We start from the raw sequence: 26863 nt of genomic DNA on the forward strand, positions 1-26863 counted from the left end.
CGCCCGTACGCGTCCGCGCCACCGGCGTTGTCAGTGGTGCGCCGTACCGTGGAGCGCATGAACAGCCATGGGCAGAACGAGCAGCGGGTGGTGTGGGCCGTCGTCGACAGCGCCATCGGCCCGCTGCTGCTGGCGGCGACCGGCGAGGGCCTGGTCAGCGTGGTCTTCCACGCCACGGACGAGGTGCGCGACAAGACCCTGGAGCGGCTCACGTCGCGGTTCGCCACCGAGCCCGTCGAGGCGCCGGGGTCCCCGCTGCTGACCGAGGCGATACGTCAGTTCGCGGCGTACTTCGCGGGTGAGCGGCGCGGCTTCGAGCTGCCCCTGGACTGGTCGCTGATCTCCGGCTTCAACCGCCAGGTGCTGCGCGAGCTGGCGTCCGGCGTTCCGTACGGGGCGGTGGTGGGCTACGGCGACCTGGCGCGGCGTGTCGGCCAGCCGGGGGCGGCCCAGGCGGTGGGGATGGCCATGGGAGCCAATCCGCTGCCGGTCGTCGTGCCCTGCCACCGGGTCGTGGAGCGGGACGGCGGTATCGGGGGGTTCGGGGGCGGCGTGGAGACCAAGCGGAAGCTGCTGGCTCTGGAAGGGGTGCTGCCGGAACCGCTGTTCTAGGGGGCACGACATTCTCGAAGGGCCGCTCTCGAAGGGCTCGGCTTCGGGGCGGCCGCTGTTGTCGTGGGGGTGTCCCGGGCTCGGGACAAGGGGGGAGACTGCGCCGGTGACCACGCCCGACTTCACTCGTGTGTACGCGTCCGACCCGGTGCGGTTCGCCGATCGGGGCCGTGTGCGCGCCCTCGTTCCGTTCGCTCGGGCGTGTTCGCGGTGACCGCCGTCGAGCGGCCGGTCGCCGTGCCCTTCGACGCGGCCGCACTGCCCGCGCTGCGACGCCGGACCTCCGCGGTGCTCGTCGCCAGTCAGATCCTCGGCGGCCTCGGTGTGGCCACGGGCATCGCGCTCGCCGTGGTCCTGGCCCAGGAAGTCGCCGGTACGGAGTCGCTGGCCGGCCTCGCTCCCACCGCGACCGTCACCGGGACGGCGGTGCTCTCGGTGCCGCTGGCCGCTCTGATGACCGCGCGCGGTCGCCGGCCGGGGCTCGTGCTGGCCTACCTCCTCGGCGCGCTGGGAGCCGGGATCGTGGTGGCGGGCGCGGTCGTGGGCAGCTTCCCGCTGCTGCTGGTCGGCATGGCGGGGTTCGGCGCGGCGTCGTCGGCGAATCTGCAGGCGCGGTTCGCTGCCGCCGATCTGGCCGAGCCGGAGCGGCGGGCCCGGGCCATCTCGAACGTCGTGTGGGCCACGACGATCGGCGCGGTCCTCGGCCCCAACATCGCGGCGCCCGCCGGCCGCAGTGTCTCCGGGCTCGGTATACCGGAGGCAGCGGGTCCGTTCGTGTGGGCGGCCGGGGTGTTCGTCATATCCGCGCTGCTGGTCGCGGTGCTGCTGCGACCCGATCCGCTGCTCACCGCCCGTGCGCTGGCGCCCGTCGAGGAGCGGTCCCCCGCGGCACGGTCCATCAGGGCGGGGGTGGCCGCCGTCCGGGCGTCCCCGCGGGCGCGGCTGGCTCTGGTGACGGTGGCCGTGTCGCACACGGCGATGGTGTCGGTCATGTCGATGACCCCGCTGGACCTCGGCCACCACGGGGCGGGCATCGACCTGATCGGGCTCGTCATCAGCATCCACATCGCGGGGATGTACGCGTTCTCGCCCCTGATGGGGCGGTTGTCCGACCGGTTCGGCCGGCTCTCGGGGATAGGCCTGGCCGTGGCCCTGCTGGCCTGTGCGGCCCTGCTCGCGGGCACCGCGGGCGCCGACCACCGGCAGACCGCCGCCGGGCTGTTCCTGCTGGGTCTCGGCTGGTCCGCCGGTCTCGTCTCCGGCTCCGCACTGCTGACCGACTCCGTGCCCCAGCCCGCGCGCGCGGCCGCCCAGGGGCTCTCCGACCTGACCATGAACACCTCGGCGGGGCTCGGCGGGGCCGCCGCGGGTCTCGTCGTCGCGCAGGCGAGCTACGGCTGGCTGAACGCCGTCGCCGCGTGCCTGCTGCTGCCGCTAGGCGCGCTGGCGCTGTTCACCCGGCGCGGAAGGTCCCGTCCGTGATGTGCCCGGCGGGGCCCGCGCGAAGGCTGGCCGGAACGGTTCGCCGGTAGCAGACTCCGCCGTGCGCACAGCCACTGGCAACCGAAGGCACGGGGGCCGAAGGGACGGCGATCACGTATGAGCGGGAACAGGGCAGTCGCGTACCTCAAGCCGGGCGCGGTGGAAGTCAGGACCATCGACTACCCGACGCTCGAACTGCAGGACGGACCGGGAGTGGCCTCCGCGAACATCGGCCGCAAGTGCCGGCACGGAGTCATCCTGAAAGTACTCGCCAGCAACATCTGCGGCAGCGACCAGCACATGGTGCGCGGTCGTACGACCGCGCCCGAGGGGCTCGTCCTCGGGCACGAAATCACCGGAGAGGTCATCGAGCGCGGCCCGGACGTCGAGTTCCTGGAGGTCGGGGACATCGTCTCGGTGCCCTTCAACATCGCCTGCGGGCGGTGCCGCAACTGCAAGGAGCGCAAGACCGGCATCTGTCTGAACGTCAACCCGGCCCGCCCGGGGGCGGCCTACGGCTACGTCGACATGGGCGGCTGGGTCGGCGGCCAGGCGGAGTACGCGATGGTCCCGTACGCGGACTTCAATCTGCTGCGGTTCCCCGACCGGGACCAGGCGCGCGAGAAGCTGCTCGACCTGACCATGCTGTCGGACATCTTCCCGACGGGCTTCCACGGCGCGGTGAGCGCGGGCGCCGGCGTCGGCTCGACGGTGTACGTGGCCGGCGCGGGGCCGGTCGGTCTCGCCGCCGCGGCGTCGGCGCAGCTGCTCGGCGCCGCCGTCGTCATCGTCGGCGACCTCAACGCCGAACGCCTCGCGCAGGCCAGGAGTTTCGGCTGCGAGACGGTCGACGTCAGCCAGGGTGACGTGGGCGAGCAGATCGACCAGATCCTCGGTGAGCCGGAGGTGGACGTGGCCGTCGACGCGGTCGGCTTCGAGGCGCGGGCCCATGGCCCCGACGCCCCGGAGGCGCCCGCCACGGTCCTCAACTCGCTGATGGGCATCACGCGCGCGGGTGGCTCGCTGGGCATCCCGGGCCTGTACGTCACGGACGACCCCGGCGGGATCGACCAGGACGCGCGGACCGGCACGCTCAAGGTGCGGCTCGGTCTGGGATGGGCGAAGAGCCACCGCTTCACCACAGGTCAGTGTCCGGTGATGCAGTACCACCGTGGGCTGATGATGGCGATCCTCCATGAGCGGGTGCACATCGCCAAGGCCGTCAACGCGACGGTGATCGGCCTGGAGGACGCGCCCCGCGGCTACGCCGAGTTCGACCAGGGCGCCAGCCGTAAGTACGTTCTCGACCCCCATGGCGTGCTGACCGGCACACGGCCTGTCTGAGCGCTGCCGTAGAGCGGAAAGGGTGTCCACGCACGCGTGGACACCCTTTTTCGCACCTGGCGTGATCGCGGGGGTTTGGCCGGGCACGCCGCCCGCCAGGGATGAGAGGGGAACCGACAGACAGGAGGCACGCGCGTGCTGATGGTGTCCGAAGAGGTTCGGGAGGCGCTCGCCACGGGTCGGCCCGTGGTGGCACTGGAGTCCACGATCATCGCGCACGGGCTGCCGCGTCCGCGCAATCTCCAGGTGGCGCTGGAGCTGGAGGACGCCGTACGCGAGGAGGGGGCCGTTCCGGCGACGATCGCCGTGCTCGACGGGCAGCCCCGGGTGGGCCTCGACAAGGAGCAGGTGGAGCGGATCGCCACCGAGGACGGCATCCGCAAGCTGGGACATCGCGATCTGCCGCTGGCGATAGCCACTCAAGTCAGCGGGGCGACCACGGTGTCGGCGACGGCCCTGCTGGCCGCGCAGGCAGGGGTACGGGTCTTCGCCACGGGCGGCCTCGGGGGCGTGCACCGGGAGTGGACGCTGACGCAGGACGAGTCCGCCGACCTGGGGCTTCTCTCGCGTACCCGGATCACCGTGGTGTGCGCGGGAGTGAAGTCGATCCTGGACGTACCGGCGACCCTGCAGCGCCTGGAGACGCTGGGCGTCGCGGTCGCCGGATACGGCACGGACCGCTTTCCCGGCTTCTATCTGTCGGACTCCGGACACCCGGTGGAGTGGACGCTGCAGTCGCCGGGCGAGGTCGCGGCCGTCATGCGCGCGCAGGACACGCTGGACGGGCCGGCGGCGGCACTGATCGTCGCCAATCCCGTGCCCGAGGCGCAGCAGCTGGATCCCGCGCTGCACGCGCGCGTGCTCGCCGACGCGCTGCACGCGTGCGAGGCGGAGGGTGTGAGCGGCCAGGCGGTCACGCCGTTCCTGCTCGACCACCTGGTGCGCCACACCGACGGGGCGTCACTTGAGGCCAATCTGGCGGCGGTACGCGGCAACGTACGGCTCGCGGGGCGGATCGCGGCGGCCTGGGCGCAGGGGTGACGGGAGCCGGTGGGACCGGCCGTGTCGGCGGGGCTCTCCTTGTCGTCGGTGATGTCATCACCGACGTCGTCGCCCGGCACCGCGGACCGCTCGCCCCGGGCACCGACACGGCCGCGGCCGTCCGGACCGTGCCGGGCGGCGCGGGCGCCAACGTCGCGTGCTGGGCGGCCCGTCGAGCCGGAACGGAGGTGCGGTTCCTCGGCCGGGTGGGCGCCGATTCGGCAGCGTGGCACGAGCGGGAACTGGTGGCCTCCGGAGTGCGTCCCCTCCTGGTCGTCGACCCGCGGGCTCCGACGGGGACGGTGATCTGCCTGGTGGACGCGGGGGCCTCGGCGGAACGCACCTTCCTGACGGACAGCGGTGCTTCCCTGTGTCTGGACGCCGACGACTGGTCGCCCGCGCTGCTCGACGGGGTCGCACGACTGCACCTGTCGGGCTATCTGTTCTTCTCGGAGCCGTGCCGGGCGCTGGTGTCGGTGGCGGTGGAGTCGGCACGCGCGCGTGGAGTACCGGTGAGCGTGGATCCGGCCTCGGCGGGGTTCCTCGCCGAACTGGGAGTGGACCGTTTCCTCTCGCTCGCCGAGGGCGTCGACGTCCTGCTGCCGAGCCGGGACGAGGCCCGTCTGCTGACGGGCCTGCCCGACACGGCGGACGCGGCGGCCAAGTTGAGCCGCCACTTTCCGCTGGTGGTGGTCAAGCAGGGCGCTGCCGGAGCCCTTGTCGCCCGGTCGGGCACGGTCCGGGCCCGGGTTCCGGCACAAGCGGCGGCTCCTGTCGACACCACGGGCGCCGGTGACGCCTTCACCGGCGCCTTTCTGGCCGCCCTGCTCGCGGGCGGGCGGCCGGAGGAGGCGGCAGCCGAGGGATGCCGGGCGGGAGCCCGGGCGGTCGAACAGGTCGGCGGCAGACCGGACGGACGAGACGCACAACCGCCGGACACACCGGACGCAAAGGCGCCGGACACACCGAGGGCTGAGGCATAGGCCGACCGCCCCCGCACGCCATCCCGCTCACACGCACTACACCTTCCGCCCCCACGCCGAGATCAGCGGTGCCGTCGCCAGGTCCATGCCGCCCGCGGCCACGTTCGCCAGATGCCGGTCGATGTCCTGGTCGGTGGCGAGGCCCGCCGTGACGAGCTGTTCGCGGACCTGGCCGACCGTCGCGGACTCCAGGGCTCCGCAGGCGGGCGAGGTGAGCGGGAAGTACGCGTCCGCCTCGACCTGCCGCAGCCCGGCCTCGCGCAGCAGCCGGGGAAGCCGACGCCCGTACGAGAGTTCGGCGCCCCGCTCGGCGAGCACGTCGCGCATCGCATGGCGCATTCGGTTGGCCAGTTGCTGCTCTGGCCCCCGCTCATCCGGGCAGGCCAGTGGCTGCAGGGTGGGGTCGGCGTCCTCGACCAGGAGCCGGCCGCCGGGCCGCAGCGCCCTGATCATCGTGCGCAAGGCGCCTTCCCTGTCCGGCACATGGGCGAGCACGAGCCGGGCGTGCACGAGGTCGAAGCCCTCCGCCGGCGGCTCGTCGACACCCACGTCGTGGACGCGCAGCTGAATCGGCGGCCGCACGGCCAGGGGTGCCCAGGAGGTGTCGAGGTCGGTCGCGAAGACGCGGCCGGTGGGCCCGACCCGCTTGGCGAGCCAGGACACCACCGACATGCCGCCCGCTCCCACCTCCCAGCAGCGCCAGCCGGATCCGATGCCGAACCGTTCCATGTGCCGGAAGGTCGTGGGGTCGAAGAGAGCGGCGAGGGCGTCGAATCGCTGCCCCGCCGCGGGCGGGCGGTTGTCGAGGAGGTGTCCGTCGGTTCGCGTCATGCCCTGATCATCCCATTTGTCAGGCTTTCTCCGGAGGGTCGACGCTCCCGGCGTGGGCGCGTCGCACACGAGAGGCCCGGGGTGTCCGGGTCGCCTTCGCGCCGCGTCGCCACTCGGTCGACGCCCCGTCAGCCCCATCAGCCCCGTCAGCCCCGTCAGCCGACAGGTTCGGGAGCGGCTTCCGGAGCGGAATGTTCCGTTCCCACAGGCCGAACCGGGCGTCGAAACATCCTGGCAGACTGGCCGCGGCAAGGCGCAGAGTGCGGCGCGAGGAGATCCACGCAGGGAGATCCAGATGTCCATGGCAGGGAATCTGCGGAAGGTCACGAGCCTGAGCAAGGTCGGCGGCCTCCGCAAAGTGGCACGGCTGACACGACGGCGTGCCCGTGTCGACCTGAGCCACCCCGCCCGGTCACCGCTGGGCTCCGCGGTGGTGAACTGCGTGGCGTACGAGGAAGGGGCAAGGGTCCCCGCGGGCCGCGATCTGGTCGAGACGGTGGAGCGGGTCCGTAAGGCCGACGGCGGTTTCGTCTGGCTCGGACTGCACGAGCCGACCGAGGTGGAGTTCGCGGGCATCGCCGAGCTCTTCGATCTGCACCCGCTGGCGGTCGAGGACGCGGTGGACGCCCACCAGCGCCCGAAGCTGGAGCGGTACGGAGACACGCTGTTCGCGGTGTTCAAGACGGTCTGCTACGTCGAACACACCGAGCTGACCGCGACCAGCGAGGTGGTGAACACCGGCGAGATCATGGTGTTCGTCGGCCGGGACTTCGTGGTGACGGTCCGTCACGGCCGGCACGGTTCGCTGGGACCCCTGCGGGAGGAACTGGAGGCCAATCCCCAGCAGCTGTGCAAGGGGCCGGCCGCCGTACTGCACGCGATCGCGGACCACGTGGTGGACGACTATCTGAATGTCACGGCCTCCGTCCAGGAGGACATCGACGAGGTCGAGACGGCCGTGTTCGCGGCGGACGGCGCGCGGGCCGACCCTGGGCACATCTACCAGCTCAAGCGTGAACTCCTTGAGCTGAAGCGGGCGGTGGTCCCGCTGGGCCGACCGATCATGGATCTGGCGACGCGGCCGATACGGGTGATCGCCCCGGAGATACAGGCCTACTTCCGGGACGTCTCCGACCATCAGCTGCGGGCAGCCGAGCAGATAGCCGCGTTCGACGAGCTGCTCAACTCGATTCTGCAGGCGCACCTCGCGCAGGTGAGCGTGGCGCAGAACGAGGACATGCGGAAAATCACGGCGTGGGCCGCGCTGATCGCCGTGCCGACGATGGTCTGCGGGGTCTACGGCATGAACTTCGAGCACATGCCGGAGCTGCACTGGAAGTTCGGGTATCCCTTGGCGGTCGGCGTGATCGCTGTCGCGTGCTTCTCCCTCTACCGGGGATTCAAGCGGAACGGCTGGCTGTGACCGCGCTCGTCCGGCACGGCTCGCCGGACGAGCGGCAGTCCACGGTGTGCCCGCAGGACACGCGCAAAGGCACCGGTGTCCGCTGCCGGAACGCCCGGCCCCTCAGCGCGAGTCGCTCTTCGCGTAGACGCTCTCGACCCAGCTCGCGAGCTGTTCGTCCGTCAGGTGCGCGGCCAGATCGGCCTCGCTGATCATTCCGACCAGGCGCTTGTTCTCGATCACAGGGAGGCGGCGGATCTGATGTTCCTGCATTTCACCGAGTACGTCGCTGACGTCGGCGTCCGCGTCGATCCAGCGCGGGGTTCCCTTGGCCATCTCGCCCGCGGTCACGCGGGCCGGGTCGTGGCCCATGGCCACGCAGCCGATCACGATGTCGCGGTCCGTGAGGATGCCGCAGAGCCGTTCGTTCTCGTCGCTGATGGGCAGGGCGCCCACCTTGAGTTCACGCATCAGCTGTGCCGCCCGGTCCAGGGTCTCGTGTGCGGGGATCCACTGGGCGCCGCGGTGCATGATGTCTCCGGCGGTGGTCATGTAGTACCTCCCGGTGCCGGACGGCCGGCGCGGCGCGGACACGCACCGCTAGTCCCGGCGCCCTACATTCTCGCCGGGCACGAAGAGATACGCACCCGGACGGCTGCGGCTTCGGCCTGACGCCCCTGCCCCGCTGCTCGCCGTCAGCCGTTCCATGCCGGATGGCGCGGGTCGTCCGCGCGCACCAGGACGTCGGCCGTGTCGCCCGGGGCCGTCTCGGTCTCGTACCGCTCGAACGCGGGGAGCGTCCAGTGCTCGTCCTCAGGGGTGCGGCGGCGCAGTGCGGCGGGTGAGAGACGTACGTGGACAGTGAAGTCGAAGGGGAACCAGTGGTGAAGGAGCAGCGGCCCGTGCAGCAACAGCATTGCATCGGGCGGGAGTTGGACATAGGGGGAACGGGTGGCGCGGTCGGTCGCCGGGTCCAGGAGGTCGGGCAGGACACGTCCGTCGCCGCCTGGTTCCAGGGGGCCGAAGACCTCTCGCCACAGGGCGCCGGTGTCGAACCAGCCGTCGTAGTAGGTGTCCACGTCCTGACGGCCGTATTCGAACCGGAGCGAGGCGGGTCGCAGATAGCCTTCCGTGCCGACGACCAGGGCGGAGCGACCTCGCGGGCGCAGGGCCGCGGCGACGCGTTCGGCGAGGTCGCCGGGGCGGGCCGCCGGGGCCCCGTCGAAGGCGATGCGCGGCCAGGGGCTGCCGTCGGCCGGCTTCAGTTCGAGCAGGCGCTCGGCGATGAGGTCGCCGAGCCGGTCCCAGGTGATCGCTTCGAGTCGCACACGGCCCATGATGCCGCGCGGGCACACCTGTACGGCGAGCGCGTGCCCGTGCGGGGCTGTCCGACGGCATCGGGTGGGCGTGACCGACGGTGCGGCGGCGGGCGGAGAAGGGGTGTACGAGTCGGCGTACGGGCGGGTGTCGTTCGGGAAGGAACCGCCTATGGCGACCATGGCAACTCCCCCGCCCCGCACCGGGCCTCTTGTCGTCCAGCCGTTGAAGAGACGGCACTGCGGCGAGTGCGGGCGTGGGCCGCTCCCGCTGCTGGTGATGGAGGAGGGGGCGCCGAGATGTCTTGACTGCGCCGACCTCGGGCACCTGGTGTTCCTGCCCCGCGGTGACACGGCGTTGACCCGTAGATCAAGGGAGGAGAGCGGGCTGTCGGCGGTCGTGGTGCGGTTCAACCGGCGACGGAGCCGGTACGAACGGCAGGGGGTGCTGGTCGAGGAGGCGGCGCTCGCGCGGGCGGAGCAGCGGTGCCTGGCGGACGCGGAGGCGAGACGGCGGCGCAGGGTGCGGGACGCGCGACGACGGGCCGCCGAGGATGTGCGGTTCACGGACGCGTTCGCGCGGCACATCCGGCGGCTGTTCCCCGGCTGTCCTGCCGACCGGGCGCACGCGATCGCCGCACACGCCTCGGTGCGCGGCAGCGGGCGGGTGGGGCGCAGCGCCGCGGGGCGGGCGCTGTCCGAAGCAGCGGTGGTCTCGGCCGTACGCGCGGCGGTGCGGCACACGGAGACTCCGTACGACCAGTTGTTGATGAGCGGTGTCGCGCGCCACGAGGCCCGCCGGCGGATCGCCGCCGCGGTCGACGCGACGCTGGCGGGCTGGCGCGAGGGCAGGCCGGCCGGGGAGGGGGAGGACGACTGACGGCGGCGGGTCCGAGACGCCTGGACATGGTGTCGAGCACCTCGGCCATGGCCGCCTTCACCGTCCGGCATTTCACTTGTGGTGACAGGGGGTGCCGGGCAGGATCTTGAGGTTCGGGGTGGTCCGGCCCTCACGGTTTCGGGAACGGTGCACGAGTTGTTGACCAGCGGGTCTGCCTACACGGGAGTTGCCATGATCGAGGGACCGTACTTCGTGCTCACCGTGGTGGGCGTGCTCGGCACCGGGCTGGTGGCCGGGGTGTTCTGCGCGTTCTCGACGTTCGTGATGAAGGGACTGGCCTCGCTGCCGCCCGCGCAAGGGGTGGCGGCGATGCAGGCGATCAATGTGACCGCGCTGATGCCGGCCTTCATGCTCGTGTTCATCGGGTCGGCCGTGCTGTGCGCCGTGATCGCGGTGGTCACCTTCGTGCTGTGGCCCGACGAGGGCACGGTGGAACTGCTGCTGGGCAGCGCGCTGTATCTGTTCGGCTGCTTCGGCGTCACGATCGCGGCGAACGTCCCGCGCAACAACAAGCTGGCCGAGATGGACGCCGGCACACCGGAGGCCATCGCGTACTGGCCCACGTATGTGAGCGAGTGGTCGATGTGGAACCACATACGGATGGTCGCCGCGGCGGCCGGAGCGGTCCTGTACGTGGTGGCGCTGACCTGAGGGCATGGGAGCGGTGTCCACCTGGGGCGGACGCGGCCGCGGAGTCGTATCGTGGCGGGGAGAGTCTGCCAACAGGCCTCGCGGCCCACCGCCCCGGCGACGGCGTCGGACAGGATGGAGTCGTAGACGGTGGCGAGCGCCGCACGGGGCCCCGTACGTGTACGTGAGGGAGACGGCCATGGCCGATCCCAGGGGTTTCCTGAACTCCTCCCGTGAGGAATGGCCGCGTCGGCCCGTCGAGGACCGGGTCCGTGACTGGGACGAGGTGTACGTCCCGGGGGCGCTGCTGCCGATCGTCCGGACACAGGCCGACCGGTGCATGGACTGCGGCATCCCCTTCTGCCACGACGCCTGCCCGCTGGGCAATCTGATCCCCGAGTGGAACGACCTGGTCGCGCGCGACGACTGGCGTGGGGCGAGCGACCGGTTGCACGCGACGAACAATTTTCCCGAGTTCACCGGCCGGCTGTGCCCCGCGCCGTGCGAGGCGGGCTGTGTGCTGGCGATCAACCAGCCCGCGGTCACCATCAAGAACGTCGAGGTGGCCATCGCCGACCGGGCCTGGGCGGACGGGTTCGCGCCGCCGCAGCCGCCGGACCGGTTGTCGGGGCGGACCGTCGCGGTGATCGGCTCGGGTCCGACGGGGCTGGCGGCGGCGCAGCAGCTGACCCGGGCCGGGCACACCGTCGTCGTCTACGAGCGCGACGACCGGATCGGCGGGCTGATGCGGTACGGCATCCCCGAGTTCAAGATGGAGAAGCGGCATCTGGAGCGGCGAATCACGCAGATGCGGGCGGAGGGTACGAAGTTCCGTACGTCGACCGCCGTCGGCCGGGACATCCAGGCGGCCGAGCTGCGAGCGCGCCACGACGCGGTCGTCCTCGCCGTGGGCGCCACGGCCTGGCGTGAACTGACGGTGGAAGGGAGGGAGTTGGGCGGTATCCATCAGGCGATGGAGTATCTGCCGCTGGCCAACCGGGTGTGCGAGGGGGATCTGGAGGCGTCTCCGTTGTCCGCGGCAGGCAGGGACGTCGTGATCGTCGGCGGTGGCGACACCGGGGCCGACTGTCTGGGTACGGCGGTGCGCGAGGGCGCGAAGTCCGTGACCCAGCTGGACATCTACGCACAGCCCGGTGCGGAGCGCGACGAGACGTCCGAGCCGTGGCCGGTGTACCCGAAGATCTACCGGCTGTCGGCCGCGCACGAGGAGGCCGGGGCCCTGGAGACCTCGCCCGCGGCGGACGCGGACGCCCGGCTCTTCGCGGCGTCCACGCTCCGCTGCACGGGGGACGCGTCCGGCCGGGTGTGCGCGCTGCACCTCGTCGAGGTCGACGCCGAACGCCGGCCGCGTCCCGGCAGCGAGCGTGAGCTCCCCGCCGACCTCGTGCTGCTGGCCCTCGGGTTCTCGGGCCCCGACCGCTCCGACGGCCTCGTCGACCAGTTCGGCCTCGCGCTCGGCCCGCGCGGCACGATCACCCGGGACGCGGACTTCGCGACCAATGTGCCCGGGGTGTACGCCGCCGGGGACGCGGCGCGCGGGCAGTCGCTCATCGTGTGGGCCATCGCCGAGGGCCGGGCGGTGGCGGCAGCGGTGGACCGCCGGCTGACGGGCGACTCACGGCTGCCCGCACCCATCGGGCCGCACGACCGGCCCATGACGGCCTAGCCGGCGCGCCCCCGGCCACCTCGACGCACGCCCCGATGCCCGCCCGGTCCCGCCCCTCCCCGGCAGCACCCAGCGTTCAGCGTTCAGCGCTGGTCCGTGCCCGCCTTCTTCGCCGTCGACAGGGCGACGCGGTTCCAGGTGTTGATCGCGAGGATCAGGGCCAGTACCCGGGCCAGTTCCTGGTCGTCGAAGTGGGCGGCGGCCTCGGCGTAGACGTCGTCCGGTACGCCGCCGGACGCGACCAGGGTGACCGTCTCCGTCAGGGCGAGGGCCGCCCGCTCCCGCGCGGAGAAGAAGTGCGGGGCCTCGCGCCACACCGCGACCATGTGCAGCCGGTCCTCGCTCTCGCCTGCCTTGCGGGCGTCGTTGGTGTGCATGTGGAGGCAGTACGCGCAGTGGTTGAGATGCGAGGCGCGTATCTGGATCAGCTCGACGAGGGCGGGGTCGAGCCCTTCACGGGCCGCGGCGTCGAAGCCGATGAGGGCGCGGAAGACCTTGGGAGCGGCCTTCGCGAAGTCGAGGCGGACATTTTCGGCCACCCCGGCCACCCCGGTCGCTCCTGCTGCCCCGGCCATCCCTGCTGCCCCCTCTGCCCCCGCGCCGCTCGCGCTCCTCGCCGGCGGCCTGTTGATCGTCTGCGTCGCACTTGTCGTCTGCGTCGCGCTCGTCGTCTGCGTCGCGCTCGTCGTCTGCGTCGTGTTCGTCGTCATGCGGATGAATCTATGGGTGTCGGCGACCCCCGGTAGGGTGCATTTTTATGGCAGATTCATGGGTCAATTCGGCGGAGCGGATCGGCGCCGACCTGCATCTGGAGCTGTCCGGTCCGGGTGGTCGTCGTGCCGCACTGATCCGTGCGCTGCGTGAGGCGATCCGCAGCGGGCGGCTCGCTCCGGGCACCCGCCTCCCTCCGTACCGTTCGCTCGCCGCCGACCTCGGAATCGTGCGCAACACGGTGGCGGACGCGTACGCCGAACTGGTCGCGGAGGGCTGGCTCACGGCCCGCCAGGGCTCGGGCACCCGGGTCGCCGAGCGCGCCGAACCGCTGGGCGCCGAGGAGCGCGTACCGAGGAAGGCCCCTCCACGCGCGCGTGGGCCGCGGCACGATCTGCGGCAGGGCACGCCGGACGCGTCGGCGTTCCCGCGCACCGCCTGGCTCGCCTCGTACCGGCGGGCTCTCCAGCGCGCCCCCACCGAGGCGTTCGGGCCCGGTGATCCCGCGGGGCGGCCCGAGTTGCGGGAGGCGCTCACGGAGTACCTGGCACGCGCGCGTGGGGTCCGTACCGAGCCGGGGCGGATCGTCGTCTGTTCGGGGTTCGCGCACGCTCTGCGGCTGCTCTTCCCCGCGGTCCTGCGGGGCTCCCTGGCCGTCGAGTCGTACGGGCTGCCCTTCCACCGGGAGCTGGTGACGGCGGCGGGAGTGCGAACCGTGCCGCTGGCCCTCGACGAGGACGGTGCCCGGGTCGGTGACCTCGGCGGGGAGCGGGCGGTACTGCTCACGCCGGCGCACCAGTTCCCGACCGGCGGGCCGTTGCATCCCGCACGGCGTGCCGCCGTCGTCGACTGGGCACGCGCGCGTGGAGGGGTGATTCTGGAGGACGACTACGACGGGGAGTTCCGTTACGACCGCAAGCCCGTCGGAGCCCTGCAGGGCCTGGACCCGGAGCGGGTCGTCCACATCGGTTCGGTCAGCAAGAGCCTGTCGCCCGCGTTGCGGCTGGGCTGGATGGTCCTTCCCGAGCGGTACGTCGACGCCGTGCTGGCGGTCAAGGGTGAGCGGGAGGCGTGGGCGAGCGTCCTGGACCAGTTGACGCTCGCGGACTTCGTCGAGTCGGGCTCGTACGACCGTCATGTACGGCGGATGCGGCAGCGGTACCGCGGACGGCGAGACCGGCTGGTCGAGGCGCTCGCCGCGCAGGCGCCGCATGTCGAGGTCACCGGGATCGCGGCCGGGCTGCACGCGGTGCTGCGGTTGCCGCCCGGCAGTGAGCGGTCCGCGGTGAAGGCCGCCGTGTGGCAGGGGCTCTCCCTGGACGGGCTCGCGGAGTTCCGGCATCCGGAGGCGGACATGACCGCGCCGGACGGCCTCGTCGTGGGCTATGCCACGCCCTCGGAGCACGCCTACGGAGCCGCGCTGAACGCGCTGTGCGCCGCGCTGCCACCTCCGTAACCCCTCGAAGCTCCAACCCCTCGGCTCCGTAACCCCTCGAAGCTCCAACCCCTTGGCTCTGTAAGTCCTCGACTCCGTGAGCCCCAGGCTCCACGGCAGGACCGCTTCCGTCCGGCCATAGGGCCCGTGGCCGGAAGACGACCCTCTACGAGCCCGCAAGGCAATACGCGGTGGGATCATCGCTTCAGGAGGCGCGTTGTTGCCGCGGCCGTTTCATCGGCTTCCTCATCGGCCGGTTGTGCGGCTGGTTGATCGGCCAGTTCATCGGCCGGTTCATTCCGCCGGTTCAGCAAGAACCCGCCCCCATCCTTCGTTCCGCCGTCAGGCGCAGGGCCACCCCCGCGCGTCCCCCCTGTTGGCGGTCGGTCCTGGAGGGTGCTCGATGACGACGGTTGACGAACGTCACGAAGACGGTGCGTGCGACGGGGACGAACGGGGCGCACGCCATACCGCGCACGCCGTCCCCCTGAGTGATCCACAGGCCACGCGCATCGCGCTCGCCGGTTCCAAGGCCGCGCATCTCGCACGTGCGGCGAGGGCCGGACTGCCCGTACTGCCGGGGTTCGTACTGCCGTGGCTGGACGAACCGTCGCTGGACGAACCGTGGCAGGCGCCCGACGGGGACTCCGACACGCTGCGCCGCGCCTGGCGGCAGCTCTCCGGCAGCGGCACCCTCCCCCTCGTCGTGCGGTCCTCGTCGCCTCAGGAGGACACGCAGGAGTCGTCCCTGGCCGGTCAGTTCGCGTCCGTGCTGGACGTGCGGGGCTGGGGCGACTTCCGTGCGGCCGTACGGACCGTGCTCGACTCGGCCCACCGGCCGGACGGCTCGGTCGCGCCGATGGCCGTGCTGGTGCAGCCCATGCTCACGGCCCGGGTGGGAGGGGTGCTGTTCGGCGCCGATCCCCTGGAGGGACGGGCCGACCGGATGCTGGTGAGCGCGGTGCGAGGCGGACCCGACGCACTGGTCAGCGGCGAACAGCCCGGCACCACCTACTGGTTGACCCGCCGGGGCCGCTTGTCGCGCACCGGCCCCGAGGGCGCCGAACAGCTGCTCGGAGCCGCCGAACTGCGCCGGCTCGCGCGGCTGGCCCGACAGGCGCGCGGGGTCTTCGGCGGGCCGCAGGACATCGAGTTCGGGTTCGACGCGGCGGGGCGGCTGTGGCTGTTCCAGAGCCGCCCCATCACCGCGATGGCGGCGCGGCCCGCGCGCGGGGCACGACTGCTCGGACCCGGCCCGGTCGCGGAGACCCTGCCGGATCAACTGGAGCCGTTGGAGCAGGACCTGTGGGTGGCGCCCATGGCACGGGGGCTGGCCGCCGCGCTCGACATCGGGGGCACCGCGCCTCGGCGGCGACTGCGGGCGTTGCCGGTCGTCACGACGGTCGGCGGGCGGGCCGCGGCGGATCTGCGGCTGCTGGGCGCCGTCCCGCCTCGGTACCGATGGGCGGCGCTGCTCAATCCAGCGCCGGGTGCCCGCAGGCTGGCCGCCGCGTGGCGGGTGGGCCGGCTGACCGCGGCGCTGCCCGGTCTCGCGACGGACCTCCTCGCCGATGTCGACCGGCAACTCGCCGGAACACCGCCTCCGGATCGGCTCACCCGCCACGAACTCGTCGCCGCCCTGCGCTGGACCCGTACCGTCCTGGTCTCCCTGCACGCGCAGGAAGCCCTCGCCGGCGCCCTCCTGCCCGAGCCACCGCGGGCAACGGCCACGAAGACAGGGGCTTCAGGCACGGCGTCTCGGACGGCCGCGGGTACGGCCCTCGCCGTCCTCGCGGAGGCGCGCGCCCGTGGCGTACCGGACCACCAGGTGGTGGCCGCGCAGCCGGTGGTGCTGGCGTTGGCGGCGCCCAGCCTGAACCGAAACCTGCGACTCCCGGCGAGCCCCGCCGCCCCCGCCACCCCCGCCAGCCCTCCCAACCCTCCCAACCCTGCTGGCCCCACTCTCCCCATCAGCCTCGCGGACGGCGGGCCCATCGGGCCGACGACAGCCTCACTCCCCCCTCGTGAGGCCCTGCGGCTGCGCATCCGTTGGGTTCAGGAGCTTCAGGTCCGGCTGGTGCGGGACGCCGCGCGGCGACTGACCGTGCCCGGGGATCAGGCCCATGCTTCGGTCGGATCAAGAGTGGGGCTGCTGCGCTGGCCCGAACTCGTCGACGCGCTCGAACACGGCGTCCTGCCCGGTGCTTTCGGGGAACGGCTGCCGAGGGCCGCTTCGGCACCACTGCCCGACGCGTTCCGGCTGGCCGAGAACGGCACGGTCGTCGCCGAGCGCACGAAGGGCAGAGGCGCCGCGGGCAGGGGTGGCTCAGGCACGGGCGCCCCGGGCGGAAGCGGTGCGGGCAGCCGCGAGGGGCAGGGCGTGTCCGGGGGCCGGGCCACCGGAACGGCCTGGGACGGCACCGGGCCACGGCCACCGGACCCCGTGCTCGTCGTCCGCACCCTCGACCCCACGCTCGCCCCGCTCCTGCCCCAGCTCGCGGGACTCGTCGCGCAGACCGGCAGTCCTCTGTCTCATCTGGCCGTTCTGGCACGGGAGTTCGGTCTCCCCGCGGTCGTCGGGGTCACGGACGCCGTACGCCGATTCCCGCCGGGCGCCCGCCTCACGGTCGACGGCGCCACCGGTGACGTAGAGGCCACCAGCGACGTGCACCCGAACGGCGACGTGAGCCCGGACGGGGACGCACCCCCGGACAAGGACGTACGCGCGGACACCCCCGCATCCGCCCCCTCGCCCTCACCCTCGCCTTCACCCGGCCGAGGTACGCGATGAGGCGCGTCGCCTACCTCTTCGGCGGTGCGGCGGCCGCAGGAGCCGGCACGTACGTCGTCGTCTATCTCTACCGGTGGCAGTGGCAACGAGCCATTCTGTGCGGGGTGCTGCTGCTCGTCGTCGAGGTACTGCTCCTCGGGATCGTGCTGCTCGGGCGGCTCGCGCGGATCGAGGAGCGGATGCGCGACGCCGACCGGCGGCAGGAGGACGTCCTCGCGCGGTTGCGGGAGAAGGAGGCACCGACAAGCCGGGGCGGGGACCGTTTCCGCTGGCTGGACGACGAGCCGGCGAGCCCCACCTACGTCTTCGTACCGGTCCTGATGGTCACCGGTGTGCTGCTCTCCGGGCTCGCCTGGCTGGTGCAGCGGATCGCGTCCGCCACGGCCCGGCCCACGGCGGAACGGCGGCTGGCCGGGCGCCTCGCCGTGCTCGCCGCCCCCGATCCGGACGGCGGTGCGGACCTGGACGACCTGCCGCCGCCCGGCGCCCGGCGGGACCGCGGCCGTACCCTGCGCGTGCTCGCCGCGGGTGTGGTCGGGAGCGCGCTGCTCGCGGCGCTCGTCGTCGGGCTGGCCGAGCTGACGCAGACCCGCGAGGAGGAAGCTGCGGACTCCGAGGCGACCTCCCTGCTCCTGCGGGTCGACATGCGCGGCACGGACCTGACCGCCGAACGGCAGTCCCTCGCCGCGCGCCAGCTCTGGGAACGCTGCCGGGACTCGACGTCCGTACCGCTGAGCCGGGCCAGTCTCGGCGACCTGGGCGACGGTCTCTTCGCCGGAGTGGTCCGGCCCGCGCTGAGCGACCACGACCGTATGCGCCTGCGCGGCTGCCTGGAGGACACCGGCCTGGACCGTACGCACCTCACGGTGGTCGGCATCGGCGACGCGGACGCGGACGACGACTGAGCGCGCCCGGACACCTCCCGTGGTCGACACCCGCGCATCACCCGCAGCCCACCCGCGGACCGCCCTTGGTCGACGCCCGCGCACCACTCGCGGACCGCCCGTAGTCGGCACCCACGCGCCACCCGCAGCCGACACCCGCGCACCCCCGTAGTCGACGCCCGGGCACCGCCCGTTGTCGGCGCCCAGGGTTACGATGCGGACGCGCGCCTCGTCCCCGAGCCTCCGGGTCGCCCATGGCTGTCCTCGCCCCGCCCACGCCCCCGCCACCACCCCGCCTCGCGCTGCCGGGGAGCCGTTCCCGCCGCACGCTGCGCCGGACGCTGCCGCGCGCGCTCGTGGTCCTCGGCCTGTGCTACCTCGCCCTGTGGGCCACCGGCGCCCTGGGCATCCTCGCGCTGTCGTACTGGGCGCGCGAGCGGACACCACCGCCCGAGGGCACCCACCCGGTGCGGGGGATCCACCACTTCCAGCCGGTGGACGCCGCAGCGGGTGTGTGGCGCGGTGGCGCGCCCTCGCCCGAGGGCTACCGGGAACTGGCCCGGCGGGGCTTCACCACCGTGGTCGACCTGCGCGCCGAGGACCTGTCCGCCGAGCGGCTCGCCGGACCGCGCAGGGCGGGCCTGGACGTCGTACGGCTGCCCGTGCGGGACGGACAGACCCCGACGCCGCACCAGGTACGACGCTTTCTGGGCGTCGTCGGTGCGGCCCCGGGGCCGGTGTTCGTGCACTGCGGGGCGGGAGTGGGCCGTACGGGGACGATGGCCGCGGCCTACCTCGTGCAGACCGGGCAGGAGTCCCCGTCGGGCGCGGTCCGCCGCAACCTCGCGGTCGGACCGCCGTCCATCGAGCAGATCTACTACGCGCTGAGCCTCGGCCCGGACCGGGCCGAGCAGCCGCCGTTGCCGGTGGTGGCGGTCAGCCGGCTCGTCGACGCACCGCGCCGCATGTGGTCCTGGTTCTGAAGCGGTGTCGACTTCCCTGCGGCGGTGTCCGCGATGACCGGCCGCCGCCACCACACCGCAGCATCCCTCACCACCCCGCACCACCCCGCCGCACGCTCAGAAGAATCGGTTCTTCAACAACCGTCCGGCGGGTTCGCCGGTGACCTCAGGAGAGCAGGAAGTCCGCCTCCCCCGCCTTGGCACCCTGAATGAACGCGGTCATCTCGCTGGGGGTGTAGATGAGAGCCGGACCGTCCGGGTCGGCCGACTGACGGACCGCGATCCGGCCGTCCGCGAGCTTCATCGCCTCCAGGCAGTTGCCGCCGTTCCCGCCGCTCCACGGCTTGTGCCAGCCTTCGCTGCCCAGTTCCCTGGCGGGCATGCCGTTGTAGATCCGCGCGAGGCGTATCCGGGACTTGATGCGATCCATTCACAGCTCCTTGCGGAGATCCATCAGGATCTCCTTCGTGCGATGTGCCGTGGCGGCCTGGGCCGCCATGCGGTCCATGACCTCAAGGTGGGTCGCCACCTCGGTGCGCGCGTCCAGATAGACGGCGCCGGTCAGGTACTCGCTGTAGACCATGTCCGGCAGTTCGGGCATGGCAAAGCGGAAGAGCACGAACGGCCCGTACGTGCCCGCGTGCGGCCCCGAGGAGAACGGGGCGATCTGCAGCGTCACGTTGGGCAGTGCCGTGGCTTCCAGCAGTCTGTCGATCTGGCCGCGCATGACCTCCGGGCCGCCGACCGGGCGGCGCAGGGCGGTCTCGTCCATCACGGCCCAGAACCGGGGCGCGCCCTCGCGCGTCAGCAGCTCCTGGCGTTGCATGCGCAGCGCCACGTGCCGCTCGATGTCCTCGGGTCTGGTCTGGCCGACGGCGCCGGAATGCATGACGCCACGCGCGTACTCCTCGGTCTGCAGCACTCCGGGGACGAAGTGGGGTTCGTACGAGCGGATGAGGGCGGCCGCGCCCTCCAGGCTCACGTACATCGAGAACCAGCCCGGCAGGATGTCGTGGAACCGCTGCCACCACCCTGGCTGGTTCGCCTCCTCGGCGAGCATGACGAACGCGTCGGCCTCGTCGTCGGAGACACCGTACGACTTCAGCAGGAGCTGGAGGTACGGGATCTTGAGGGTTACCTCCGCCATCTCCATACGGCGGACGGTGGCGGCGGTGACACGCAGGATGCGTGCCGCCTCCTCGCGCTTGAGCCCCGCGCGTTCCCGCAGGTCCAGCAGGCGCCGTCCGAGGACGACCTGCCCGACCGTCGGCGCGGACCGCGGCTCGCTCACGTCCACCTCCACTTTTGTCCAGACAGCCGGGGCGGCGCCCGTTCAGGCCCCGTACGAGTACCCAACTGACGCCGCGCCACGTGCTGTTGCGAGCAGTGTGCCATGGCCATACCGCTCAGAACACTGCACTCTGCAATTTTCAGAGTGACACTTGCCAAGTGTTCACGACGGGGAGATAGTGGCAAACGTGATTCCGTCCGCGCCGTTAGGAACAGCCGCAGCCGTGAACCGAGACCGTCTTACTGCCACTGCCGGGGTGCGCCCCGACACGGCGGCCGAGCGCCGGTTCCGCTTCGAGCTGGCCGCACACCCGGGCTCAGCGGCCCAGGCCCGGCACCTGACGCGGGCCCGGCTGTCGGGCTGGGCGGTCTGCGAGGACACCTGCGACACGGCAGAGCTCGTCGTCTCCGAACTGGTCACCAACGCCATCGTGCACACGGCGAGCCGCCATGTGGTGTGCGAGCTGCACGACGGCACCGATCTGGTCCGGATAGCCGTCCGTGACGAGGGATGTGCGCCGGGTGAGCCCCACCCGTCGCCACAGCGTCCCGATGAGGAGCATGGGAGGGGACTGCTCCTCGTGGCGGCGATGTGCACTGCCTGGGGCGCCCAGGAAACCGGTCCCGGACTGCTGGTCTGGGCGGAACTGCCGCGGACGGCGAACAACGGCGTCGAGCCGCGGTCGGACCTGGGCTGGAGTGCGAGGAGCCGGCCGGCCCCTGCCGGCTCCTCGCCGACGGGGGTACACATACCCTCGGCCGGGAATGAATGGTTCTGACCCGAATCGTTCCAGCTCCCGGCCGGTAGATCGGCAGCACCGGCATCACCATCAGCACCGGCACCACGGCGTCGACATCGGCAGGCGGTGCGGGCGTCGCGCCACCGAAGAGCCAGGACCGACCGGACGGACGGGACCGAAGACATTGGGAACACGAGCGGGGGCCGCATGGGTGTGAGGGCTACCTCGGCCGCTACGCCAAGGGTGCTGAACCTGAACACGCTGGTCCGCATCGAACGCGGCCGGACGGCGGGCCCGGGCCCCTCCCGGCCGCTGGCCGTGCCGGAGGGCATGCAGGCCCCGCTGGGCTGCGACGCGGTCGCGATACCCGCGGGACTCGGCCCGCTGCTGATGCCCCGGCTGCCGCGCGTCGGCTGTGTGTACGCCGACAGCACGCACTGGTGGTGGCTCGTGCCCTCCGACTCGGATGTCGCCCTGGAGTGGCCCTCGCCCGCGCACTACGCCACGGGGGCGCTCGTTCCCGCCTCACCCACATTCCCCGGACTGATCCACACGCCGGACGGCACGCTGCCGTACACCCCGCCGATCCCCCTGTACCTGGCCCTGTGCCGGGTGACCGGGACGCCGCCTGCCTGGTCCCGGCCGATCAGCGCGTGATCCGTACGAGCTGATCCCTACGGGTTGATCTGCAAGGGCTGAGTCGTACGGGCTGATCCGTACGGGCTGAGTCGTACGGGTCGGGCGGCCGGCCCGCGTCCGAACCGTCCGTTCGCCGCCGCCGCCGCCGTCGCAGTCGCAGCCGTCGCCGCCGCCGCGATTCCCCTCCCCCGGCCATGCCTCCGACGCCCCGGTGCGTGGAAGCACATGTTCCAGGGCATGGCCTCTCGCGCGGCCACAAGCGCCGGGCGTGCTCCGGATACGCCGTACAGGAGCGGGCACGCGCCCTGCCCGAGAGCGCCCGGCGCCGCGATAGTGGCCGTTCGCCCTCGATCGGGGAGGTCATCGGTGGGGTCTGCCGAGTCGGCGGGATCGTCGGGAAGGACCACGCGCGACAGCGGGAAACCCGGTGCGGACGGGCCCGAGCCCTCCGAGTCCGAGCGGCTGCTGTTCGGTGGTCCGCTGCGCTACGACATGGGCTGGTCGCAGCACTCCGACGCGTTCATGGAACTGAACTTCCGCGCCATGGTGACGCGGCTGCCCGCCCTGCTCGCGGCCAGTTTCCGGCTGGCCTGGCAGGCGGACCGGCGGGCCGCGCGGACCGTCCTGGGCGCGGAGGTGGGCCGCGGTCTGGCCCAGGCGGTGAGTCTGCTGGCCGTCAACAGCGTCCTGGGCCGGCTGATGGCGAGCGGCACGGTCGCGGACCGGCTGCGGGACGCGGCGCCCGCGCTCGTCACGGTCGCCGTGGTGACGCTGCTCGCCGCCCTGCTGCGCGGCGCCTCGACGTACGCGACCGGCCGCCTCGAACCGAAGGTGGAGCGCGTCGCGACGGAGCTGTACCTGGAGCGGGCCGCGACGGTCGAGCTGTCGGCGATCGAGGACGAGGCGTTCCACAAGCTGCTCGACACCGCGCAGTACGGTGCCTCGTCCGCCCGGCGCATGATCGGGATCGCCACGCGTGTGGTGAACGCGATGATCTCGCTGATCGCGGCGGCCGGTGTCCTCACCGTGCTGCATCCGGCGCTGCTGCCCCTGCTGATGACGATGACGCTGCCGAGCGCCTGGAGCGCGCTGACCATCACCCGGCGCCGGTACGCGTCGTGGCACGCCTGGGTGCAGCACGCCCGGGCCGGCCGGCTGATCGGCAATCTGCTCACCGAGCCCGCCGCCGCGCCGGAGATCCGCGTCCACGGTGTCGGCCCGTTCCTGCTGCGGCACTTCCGCGCGATGTCGGAGGCCGCCGAGGCCGAGCAGGCCCGGCTCGCCCGTCTGGAGGCCCGGACGGGGCTGATCGCGGCCGCCTGGACGGGCCTCGCCACCGTGGCGACGTACGCGACGCTCGGCGGGCTGCTGCTGGCCGGTGCGATGGCGCTGTCGGTGGCGGGTACGGCGGTCATCGCGATCCGTACCGGTTCCTCGAACCTCGACACGCTCGTCCTGGAGGTGAACACCCTCCACGAGGAGGCGCTGTTCGTCGGGGATCTGCAGCGCCTGTACGTGGAGGCGGCCGAGCGTACGATCCCGGTCGGCGGCACGGTACTGCCCGCGAAGCCGCGCGAGATCCGCTTCGAGAACGTCACGTTCACCTATCCGGGCAGTGCGGCCCGGCCAGCGCTGTCGGACCTGACGCTCAGCGTGCCGCTCGGCAAGATCGTGGCACTCGTCGGGGAGAACGGTTCCGGGAAGACCACCCTGGTCAAACTGCTGTCCGGCCTGTACGCCCCGCAGCGCGGCCGGATCCTGTGGGACGACGTGGACGCGGCGACCGCCGACCGGCACCAGCTCGCGGAGCGGATCGCGATGGTGGCGCAGGACTTCAAGCGGTGGCCGTTCACGGCCCGGGTGAACGTCGCGATCGGCAGGGCCTCGGCACCGCTGACCGACGAGCGGCTGGAGACGTCCGTCACGGAGGCCGGCGCCGAGGACGTGGTGGCGGACCTGCCGCGGGGCCTCGACACGCTGCTGGCCCGGATGTTCAGCGGCGGGCACGAGCTGTCGGGCGGCCAGTGGCAGCGGCTCGGCATCGCACGGGCGGCGTACCGGCGGGGCGCGATCCTGGTCGTGGACGAGCCGACGGCGGCCCTCGACGCGCGCGCCGAACTGGAGGTCTTCGAGAAGATCCGGGCCCTGGCGGGTACCGGTCAAACGGTCATTCTCATCACGCACCGGCTGGCGTCGGTGCGCCATGCCGATCTGGTGCACGTCCTCGACCAGGGCCGTCTCGTGGAATCCGGCACTCCGGACGAGCTCCTGTCCACGGGCGGTGTCTACGCCGAGCTGTACGCACTGCAGGCCGGGCAGTTCTCGGTGCAGGTGCCGGCGCCCAAGGCGGGGTGAGGCCCCTGGCGGCCGAGCCGATGGCCCGAGCCCCCTGGGCCGACCCTGCGGCGCACGCTGCACCGCCGACCCGGCGGCGCACGCCGGACCGGGCTACTCGACGAGCTCCCGCACGACGACGAGGAAGGTGTCCGTCGACAGGTCCATCACGACGTCCACGTGCTGCCCCTCAAGGCGGCGCGCCTGCGCGAACTCCTCCGCGGGCCAGGAACCACGCGGCCCACCGGCCGGAAAGCGCTCCAGCACCGTTCGACCGTTCAACATCCTGTACCTCCATGTAGCGCTGCTCTCGTGAGAGCCCTTGAAGAGTTAAACGCTCATCATGGGGTGAAGGTCTCGCGAAGTGACGTTACTGAGACGTAGTCGACACACGCTCACAACGGATGGGGGAACATCCCGGCGACCGCGCTCAGTCCTCGTACTCGTCGTGGTAACGGATGCGCTCGCTGCCCGCGGGCGCCCCCAGCGCCGACGCGCGCCCCTCGGGTTTCTCCCACTCCTCCTGCCGGCCGAGCGCCGTGAGGTCCAGGAAGCTCGTGGTGGAGCCCAGCCCGTCGAGTCCGCGCGCGTACGTCGAGTACGTGTGGAAGATCCGCTCGCGCTCCCGCAGGAAACAGCTCACCCCGGGCCGCTCGTAAGGCTCCTGGCCGTCGTCGCCCGCGCCCGTCTCGAACGAGGCCTGGAAGTCGTAGGTGAAGTCGTTGTCGTACGCCGAGTACCAGGGCAGCGTCCACCCCATCCGCGCCTTGAAGGGCAGGATCCTCGGGTAGGGCGCCCTGGAGATCAGCGCGAACTCGGTGCCCCGCGCGCGCAGATGCGCCAGGTGCCCGATCTGGTCGACGAACGCCGAGCAGCTGCGGCAGCCCGCGTCCCACTCGGGCGCGAACATGAAGTGGTAGACGACGAGTTGCTGCCGTCCTTCGAAGAGGTCCAGCAGGGTCGCCTTGCCGTCGCCGCCCTCGAACACGTACTCCTTGTCGATCTCGACCATGGGCAGCCGTCGCCGGTCGGCGTTGAGCGCGTCCCGGGCCCGGGTCGCGGCCTTCTCCCTGACCAGCAGTTCCTCGCGCGCGGCCTGCCATTGTTCGCGCGACACGATCCGCGGAAGCGTCATCGCTCCTCCTTCGGTGCGGTGCCTTGTCAGGGGTGGACCGAAGGGAGCGCCGGAACTCATCGGTGGGCCGGAAATTCTTTTCGGGGCGTTCTTTCACGCGTCTGCCGGCACAGGGCCCGGGGTGCGTCTCAGGTCTCGTACCGCTGGATCCGTCCGCCGTGGGCGCGGTCGACCAGGGCGGGCATGCGTTCGTTCATCTCCCGTACCACCGACGGGACGTCGAGGGTCAGGAGTTCCCGGTCGCGCATGAGGATCCGCCCGTCGACGATCGTCGTGCGTACGTCACCGGAGCGGGCGCTGTGCACGAGGGTGGCCGCGAGATCGTGCACGGGCTGGGTGTGCGGGCCGCTCAGGTCCACCAGGACGATGTCGGCGCTGCGGCCCGGTGCGAGGCTGCCGATCCGCTCGCCGAGCCCGACCGCCCGGGCGCTCTGCAGCGTCGCGTGGTGCAGGGCCTGCCGGGACGTGAGCCGGCGCGGGTCGGCCTCGGTGAACTTCTGCGCCAGCGCGGTGAGCGCCATGGACTCCCATACGTCCAGGGAGTTGTTGGAGGCGGCCCCGTCGGTGGCGAGTCCGACGGGGATGCCGAGTTCCCGCAGGGCGCGTACCGGCGTGGTCGTGGGCCAGGCGAACTTGAGGTAGCCGCGGGGCGCGCTGGCCACGCCGATCCGGCCGGTCGCGCGGGCGAGGAGGGGCAGGTCGCGCTCCACGATGCCGGTGCCGTGCGCGAGGAGCAGATCGGTGTCGAGGAGACCGGCCCCGGCGAGGATCTCGATCGGTGTGCGGCCGTGGCGGGCGAGGCTCGCGTCGGTCTGGTCGCGGTTCTCGGCGGCGTGGAGGTGTACGAGCAGACCGTGTTCGCGGGCGAGGGCGGCGGTCGCGGCGAGGTCGGCGTCGTCCACGGTGTAGGGCGCGTGCGGGGCGAGCGAGGTGGTGATCCGGCCGTCGGCGGTGTCGCGGTGCCGCAGGGCGAAGTCGAGCGACTGCTCACGGCCCTCGGTGCCCTGGGAGGAGAAGAAGGCCTGGCCGAGGTTGGCGCGCAGACCGCTCTCGGCGGTCACGGCGGCGACGGTGTCCATCGAGAAGTAGTGGTCCGCGAAGCAGGTGACCCCGCCGCGGATCATCTCGGCGCAGGCCAGCCGCGCCCCCAACTCGATGTCCCGCTCCTGGAGGTTGGACTCGATGGGCCAGACGATGTCGTTGAACCACTCGTCGATGGGCAGGTCCTCCGCGATGCCGCGCAGGGTCACCATCGGGGTGTGGGTGTGGCAGTTGACCAGGCCGGGCATCGCGACCTGGCCACGGGCGTCGATGTGCTCGGCGCCGGCGAGGTCGACGGGAACAGGGGGACGGTCGGGACCGGCGGCGTGCGGGTCGGGCGGCCCGCCGGTGATCGTCGCGATACGGCCGTCGCGTACGACGATGGTGGCGTCCTCGACGAAGCCGATCTGTTCGCGTTCGTCGTGCACGAGGGCGGTGCAGCCGGTGATGACGAGATCGGCGGCCCCCGGCGCGCGGGCGGCCGGGGAACGTGGTGGGGCGGTCTTCGCGTCGGGCGTGGGCTCGGGCGAGGTCATCACGCCACGGTACGGCGGGATCGTGCCGCCGGGTGACGTGAACCGCGCATCCTGTCCCGGCCCTGTCCCGGGGGCGGTTTCGCGCGCACTCTGAGCCCGAGGTCCGTCCCTCGGCCTCACCCATCCGACGGGCGGC

At 72.3% G+C, this 26863-nt stretch carries 25 protein-coding genes; 16 read left to right on the top strand and 9 right to left on the bottom strand.

The features are described 5' to 3' along the window. The first annotated feature begins 57 nt into the window (after nucleotides 1-57). The 5 genes from ACFWGJ_RS09790 to ACFWGJ_RS09810 all read left to right on the top strand — a co-directional run bounded on the left by ACFWGJ_RS09790 (nucleotide 58) and on the right by ACFWGJ_RS09810 (nucleotide 5462). Nucleotides 58-612, top strand: coding sequence for a methylated-DNA--[protein]-cysteine S-methyltransferase (locus tag ACFWGJ_RS09790; RefSeq protein WP_387322300.1), 555 nt, complete (start codon nucleotides 58-60; stop codon nucleotides 610-612). 210 nt (nucleotides 613-822) lie between these two features. Continuing rightward, on the top strand, nucleotides 823-2094 hold the full coding sequence (locus tag ACFWGJ_RS09795) for an MFS transporter (protein WP_387322301.1): 1272 nt from the start codon (nucleotides 823-825) through the stop codon (nucleotides 2092-2094). Between the two features lie 117 nt (nucleotides 2095-2211). Then, the gene (gene fdhA / locus ACFWGJ_RS09800) at nucleotides 2212-3438 is read left to right on the top strand and encodes a formaldehyde dehydrogenase, glutathione-independent (protein WP_387322251.1); all 1227 of its coding nucleotides are present in this window, start codon (nucleotides 2212-2214) and stop codon (nucleotides 3436-3438) included. A 141-nt stretch (nucleotides 3439-3579) separates the two neighbouring features. Beyond that, nucleotides 3580-4479 carry a pseudouridine-5'-phosphate glycosidase gene (locus tag ACFWGJ_RS09805; protein ID WP_387322303.1) on the top strand — a complete coding sequence of 300 codons (900 nt, stop codon included), beginning with the start codon at nucleotides 3580-3582 and terminating at the stop codon, nucleotides 4477-4479. Next, nucleotides 4476-5462, top strand: coding sequence for a carbohydrate kinase family protein (locus ACFWGJ_RS09810; protein ID WP_387322253.1), 987 nt, complete (start codon nucleotides 4476-4478; stop codon nucleotides 5460-5462). The genes ACFWGJ_RS09805 and ACFWGJ_RS09810 overlap by 4 nt, the downstream gene beginning before the upstream one ends. A gap of 36 nt (nucleotides 5463-5498) precedes the next feature. Here the strand turns inward: ACFWGJ_RS09810 and ACFWGJ_RS09815 are convergent, their stop codons facing one another. Then, nucleotides 5499-6293 (bottom strand): methyltransferase domain-containing protein, encoded by a 795-nt coding sequence (locus ACFWGJ_RS09815; protein ID WP_387322254.1) that lies wholly within the window; start codon nucleotides 6291-6293, stop codon nucleotides 5499-5501. Nucleotides 6294-6588: 295 nt separating this feature from the next. Here ACFWGJ_RS09815 and ACFWGJ_RS09820 point away from each other — a divergent pair, with 295 nt between their 5' ends. Then, nucleotides 6589-7716 (top strand): magnesium and cobalt transport protein CorA, encoded by a 1128-nt coding sequence (locus ACFWGJ_RS09820; RefSeq protein WP_387322255.1) that lies wholly within the window; start codon nucleotides 6589-6591, stop codon nucleotides 7714-7716. 102 nt (nucleotides 7717-7818) lie between these two features. On the opposite strand, the gene ACFWGJ_RS09825 is transcribed toward ACFWGJ_RS09820, so the two are convergent. Further along, entirely contained in the window at nucleotides 7819-8247 is a 429-nt protein-coding gene (locus tag ACFWGJ_RS09825) for a CBS domain-containing protein (protein ID WP_387322257.1), read from the bottom strand. 143 nt (nucleotides 8248-8390) lie between these two features. Further along, entirely contained in the window at nucleotides 8391-9032 is a 642-nt protein-coding gene (locus ACFWGJ_RS09830; RefSeq protein WP_387322305.1) for a uridine kinase, read from the bottom strand. A 151-nt stretch (nucleotides 9033-9183) separates the two neighbouring features. Between ACFWGJ_RS09830 and ACFWGJ_RS09835 the strand changes: the two genes are divergently transcribed. The 3 genes from ACFWGJ_RS09835 to ACFWGJ_RS09845 all read left to right on the top strand — a co-directional run bounded on the left by ACFWGJ_RS09835 (nucleotide 9184) and on the right by ACFWGJ_RS09845 (nucleotide 12229). Beyond that, entirely contained in the window at nucleotides 9184-9891 is a 708-nt protein-coding gene (locus ACFWGJ_RS09835; RefSeq protein WP_387322259.1) for a DUF2293 domain-containing protein, read from the top strand. Nucleotides 9892-10083: 192 nt separating this feature from the next. After that, nucleotides 10084-10563, top strand: a complete 480-nt coding sequence (locus ACFWGJ_RS09840) for a DUF1772 domain-containing protein (RefSeq protein ID WP_387322261.1) — start codon at nucleotides 10084-10086, stop codon at nucleotides 10561-10563. Nucleotides 10564-10741: 178 nt separating this feature from the next. After that, nucleotides 10742-12229, top strand: coding sequence for a glutamate synthase subunit beta (locus tag ACFWGJ_RS09845; protein WP_387322263.1), 1488 nt, complete (start codon nucleotides 10742-10744; stop codon nucleotides 12227-12229). An 83-nt stretch (nucleotides 12230-12312) separates the two neighbouring features. Here the strand turns inward: ACFWGJ_RS09845 and ACFWGJ_RS09850 are convergent, their stop codons facing one another. Then, nucleotides 12313-12939, bottom strand: a complete 627-nt coding sequence (locus ACFWGJ_RS09850; protein WP_387322264.1) for a carboxymuconolactone decarboxylase family protein — start codon at nucleotides 12937-12939, stop codon at nucleotides 12313-12315. A gap of 47 nt (nucleotides 12940-12986) precedes the next feature. Between ACFWGJ_RS09850 and ACFWGJ_RS09855 the strand changes: the two genes are divergently transcribed. The 4 genes from ACFWGJ_RS09855 (at nucleotide 12987) to ACFWGJ_RS09870 (ending at nucleotide 19033) form a co-directional block, all read left to right on the top strand. Continuing rightward, nucleotides 12987-14396: a PLP-dependent aminotransferase family protein gene (locus ACFWGJ_RS09855; protein WP_387322266.1), complete on the top strand. Its 1410-nt coding sequence runs from the start codon at nucleotides 12987-12989 to the stop codon at nucleotides 14394-14396. A 382-nt stretch (nucleotides 14397-14778) separates the two neighbouring features. Beyond that, entirely contained in the window at nucleotides 14779-17166 is a 2388-nt protein-coding gene (locus ACFWGJ_RS09860; protein ID WP_387322267.1) for a PEP/pyruvate-binding domain-containing protein, read from the top strand. Next, nucleotides 17163-18071 carry a hypothetical protein gene (locus ACFWGJ_RS09865; RefSeq protein WP_387322269.1) on the top strand — a complete coding sequence of 303 codons (909 nt, stop codon included), beginning with the start codon at nucleotides 17163-17165 and terminating at the stop codon, nucleotides 18069-18071. Before ACFWGJ_RS09860 ends, ACFWGJ_RS09865 begins: the two co-directional genes overlap by 4 nt. A 233-nt stretch (nucleotides 18072-18304) precedes the next feature. Then, on the top strand, nucleotides 18305-19033 hold the full coding sequence (locus tag ACFWGJ_RS09870; protein WP_387322271.1) for a beta-lactamase hydrolase domain-containing protein: 729 nt from the start codon (nucleotides 18305-18307) through the stop codon (nucleotides 19031-19033). Between the two features lie 145 nt (nucleotides 19034-19178). Here the strand turns inward: ACFWGJ_RS09870 and ACFWGJ_RS09875 are convergent, their stop codons facing one another. Both ACFWGJ_RS09875 and ACFWGJ_RS09880 read right to left on the bottom strand, forming a co-directional pair. Further along, on the bottom strand, nucleotides 19179-19442 hold the full coding sequence (locus ACFWGJ_RS09875) for a DUF397 domain-containing protein (RefSeq protein ID WP_387322272.1): 264 nt from the start codon (nucleotides 19440-19442) through the stop codon (nucleotides 19179-19181). Beyond that, the gene (locus tag ACFWGJ_RS09880) at nucleotides 19443-20303 is read right to left on the bottom strand and encodes a helix-turn-helix transcriptional regulator (protein WP_387322273.1); all 861 of its coding nucleotides are present in this window, start codon (nucleotides 20301-20303) and stop codon (nucleotides 19443-19445) included. Nucleotides 20304-20481: 178 nt separating this feature from the next. On the opposite strand from ACFWGJ_RS09880, the gene ACFWGJ_RS09885 reads away from it, so the two are divergent. From ACFWGJ_RS09885 to ACFWGJ_RS09895, 3 genes are all read left to right on the top strand, one after another. After that, a complete protein-coding gene (locus tag ACFWGJ_RS09885; protein ID WP_387322275.1) occupies nucleotides 20482-21081 on the top strand; it encodes an ATP-binding protein in 600 nt (199 codons plus the stop codon). Nucleotides 21082-21249: 168 nt separating this feature from the next. Continuing rightward, on the top strand, nucleotides 21250-21699 hold the full coding sequence (locus ACFWGJ_RS09890) for a hypothetical protein (protein ID WP_387322276.1): 450 nt from the start codon (nucleotides 21250-21252) through the stop codon (nucleotides 21697-21699). A gap of 474 nt (nucleotides 21700-22173) precedes the next feature. Continuing rightward, the gene (locus ACFWGJ_RS09895; protein ID WP_387322306.1) at nucleotides 22174-24036 is read left to right on the top strand and encodes an ABC transporter ATP-binding protein; all 1863 of its coding nucleotides are present in this window, start codon (nucleotides 22174-22176) and stop codon (nucleotides 24034-24036) included. Between the two features lie 93 nt (nucleotides 24037-24129). Here the strand turns inward: ACFWGJ_RS09895 and ACFWGJ_RS09900 are convergent, their stop codons facing one another. From ACFWGJ_RS09900 to ACFWGJ_RS09910, 3 genes are all read right to left on the bottom strand, one after another. Further along, entirely contained in the window at nucleotides 24130-24300 is a 171-nt protein-coding gene (locus ACFWGJ_RS09900; RefSeq protein ID WP_189770135.1) for a hypothetical protein, read from the bottom strand. 145 nt (nucleotides 24301-24445) lie between these two features. After that, a complete protein-coding gene (locus ACFWGJ_RS09905) occupies nucleotides 24446-25150 on the bottom strand; it encodes a DUF899 domain-containing protein (RefSeq protein WP_387322277.1) in 705 nt (234 codons plus the stop codon). 128 nt (nucleotides 25151-25278) lie between these two features. Further along, the gene (locus ACFWGJ_RS09910) at nucleotides 25279-26727 is read right to left on the bottom strand and encodes an amidohydrolase (RefSeq protein WP_387322279.1); all 1449 of its coding nucleotides are present in this window, start codon (nucleotides 26725-26727) and stop codon (nucleotides 25279-25281) included. Nucleotides 26728-26863: the final 136 nt, after the last annotated feature.

Source organism: Streptomyces sp. NPDC060205 (genome assembly GCF_042728395.1).
Taxonomy (GTDB): Bacteria; Actinomycetota; Actinomycetes; order Streptomycetales; family Streptomycetaceae; genus Streptomyces.

Excerpts from the sequence above, each read along its gene's own strand:
- ACFWGJ_RS09790 (WP_387322300.1), top strand. The coding sequence starts at position 58 with ATGAACAGCCATGGGCAGAACGAGCAGCGGGTGGTGTGGGCCGTCGTC.
- fdhA (WP_387322251.1), top strand. The coding sequence starts at position 2,212 with ATGAGCGGGAACAGGGCAGTCGCGTACCTCAAGCCGGGCGCGGTGGAA.
- ACFWGJ_RS09805 (WP_387322303.1), top strand. The coding sequence starts at position 3,580 with ATGGTGTCCGAAGAGGTTCGGGAGGCGCTCGCCACGGGTCGGCCCGTG.
- ACFWGJ_RS09815 (WP_387322254.1), bottom strand. The coding sequence starts at position 6,293 with ATGACGCGAACCGACGGACACCTCCTCGACAACCGCCCGCCCGCGGCG.
- ACFWGJ_RS09820 (WP_387322255.1), top strand. The coding sequence starts at position 6,589 with ATGTCCATGGCAGGGAATCTGCGGAAGGTCACGAGCCTGAGCAAGGTC.
- ACFWGJ_RS09825 (WP_387322257.1), bottom strand. The coding sequence starts at position 8,247 with ATGACCACCGCCGGAGACATCATGCACCGCGGCGCCCAGTGGATCCCC.
- ACFWGJ_RS09830 (WP_387322305.1), bottom strand. The coding sequence starts at position 9,032 with ATGGGCCGTGTGCGACTCGAAGCGATCACCTGGGACCGGCTCGGCGAC.
- ACFWGJ_RS09835 (WP_387322259.1), top strand. The coding sequence starts at position 9,184 with ATGGCGACCATGGCAACTCCCCCGCCCCGCACCGGGCCTCTTGTCGTC.
- ACFWGJ_RS09840 (WP_387322261.1), top strand. The coding sequence starts at position 10,084 with ATGATCGAGGGACCGTACTTCGTGCTCACCGTGGTGGGCGTGCTCGGC.
- ACFWGJ_RS09845 (WP_387322263.1), top strand. The coding sequence starts at position 10,742 with ATGGCCGATCCCAGGGGTTTCCTGAACTCCTCCCGTGAGGAATGGCCG.
- ACFWGJ_RS09850 (WP_387322264.1), bottom strand. The coding sequence starts at position 12,939 with ATGACGACGAACACGACGCAGACGACGAGCGCGACGCAGACGACGAGC.
- ACFWGJ_RS09855 (WP_387322266.1), top strand. The coding sequence starts at position 12,987 with ATGGCAGATTCATGGGTCAATTCGGCGGAGCGGATCGGCGCCGACCTG.
- ACFWGJ_RS09860 (WP_387322267.1), top strand. The coding sequence starts at position 14,779 with ATGACGACGGTTGACGAACGTCACGAAGACGGTGCGTGCGACGGGGAC.
- ACFWGJ_RS09865 (WP_387322269.1), top strand. The coding sequence starts at position 17,163 with ATGAGGCGCGTCGCCTACCTCTTCGGCGGTGCGGCGGCCGCAGGAGCC.
- ACFWGJ_RS09870 (WP_387322271.1), top strand. The coding sequence starts at position 18,305 with ATGGCTGTCCTCGCCCCGCCCACGCCCCCGCCACCACCCCGCCTCGCG.
- ACFWGJ_RS09875 (WP_387322272.1), bottom strand. The coding sequence starts at position 19,442 with ATGGATCGCATCAAGTCCCGGATACGCCTCGCGCGGATCTACAACGGC.
- ACFWGJ_RS09890 (WP_387322276.1), top strand. The coding sequence starts at position 21,250 with ATGGGTGTGAGGGCTACCTCGGCCGCTACGCCAAGGGTGCTGAACCTG.
- ACFWGJ_RS09895 (WP_387322306.1), top strand. The coding sequence starts at position 22,174 with ATGGGCTGGTCGCAGCACTCCGACGCGTTCATGGAACTGAACTTCCGC.
- ACFWGJ_RS09900 (WP_189770135.1), bottom strand. The coding sequence starts at position 24,300 with ATGTTGAACGGTCGAACGGTGCTGGAGCGCTTTCCGGCCGGTGGGCCG.
- ACFWGJ_RS09905 (WP_387322277.1), bottom strand. The coding sequence starts at position 25,150 with ATGACGCTTCCGCGGATCGTGTCGCGCGAACAATGGCAGGCCGCGCGC.
- ACFWGJ_RS09910 (WP_387322279.1), bottom strand. The coding sequence starts at position 26,727 with ATGACCTCGCCCGAGCCCACGCCCGACGCGAAGACCGCCCCACCACGT.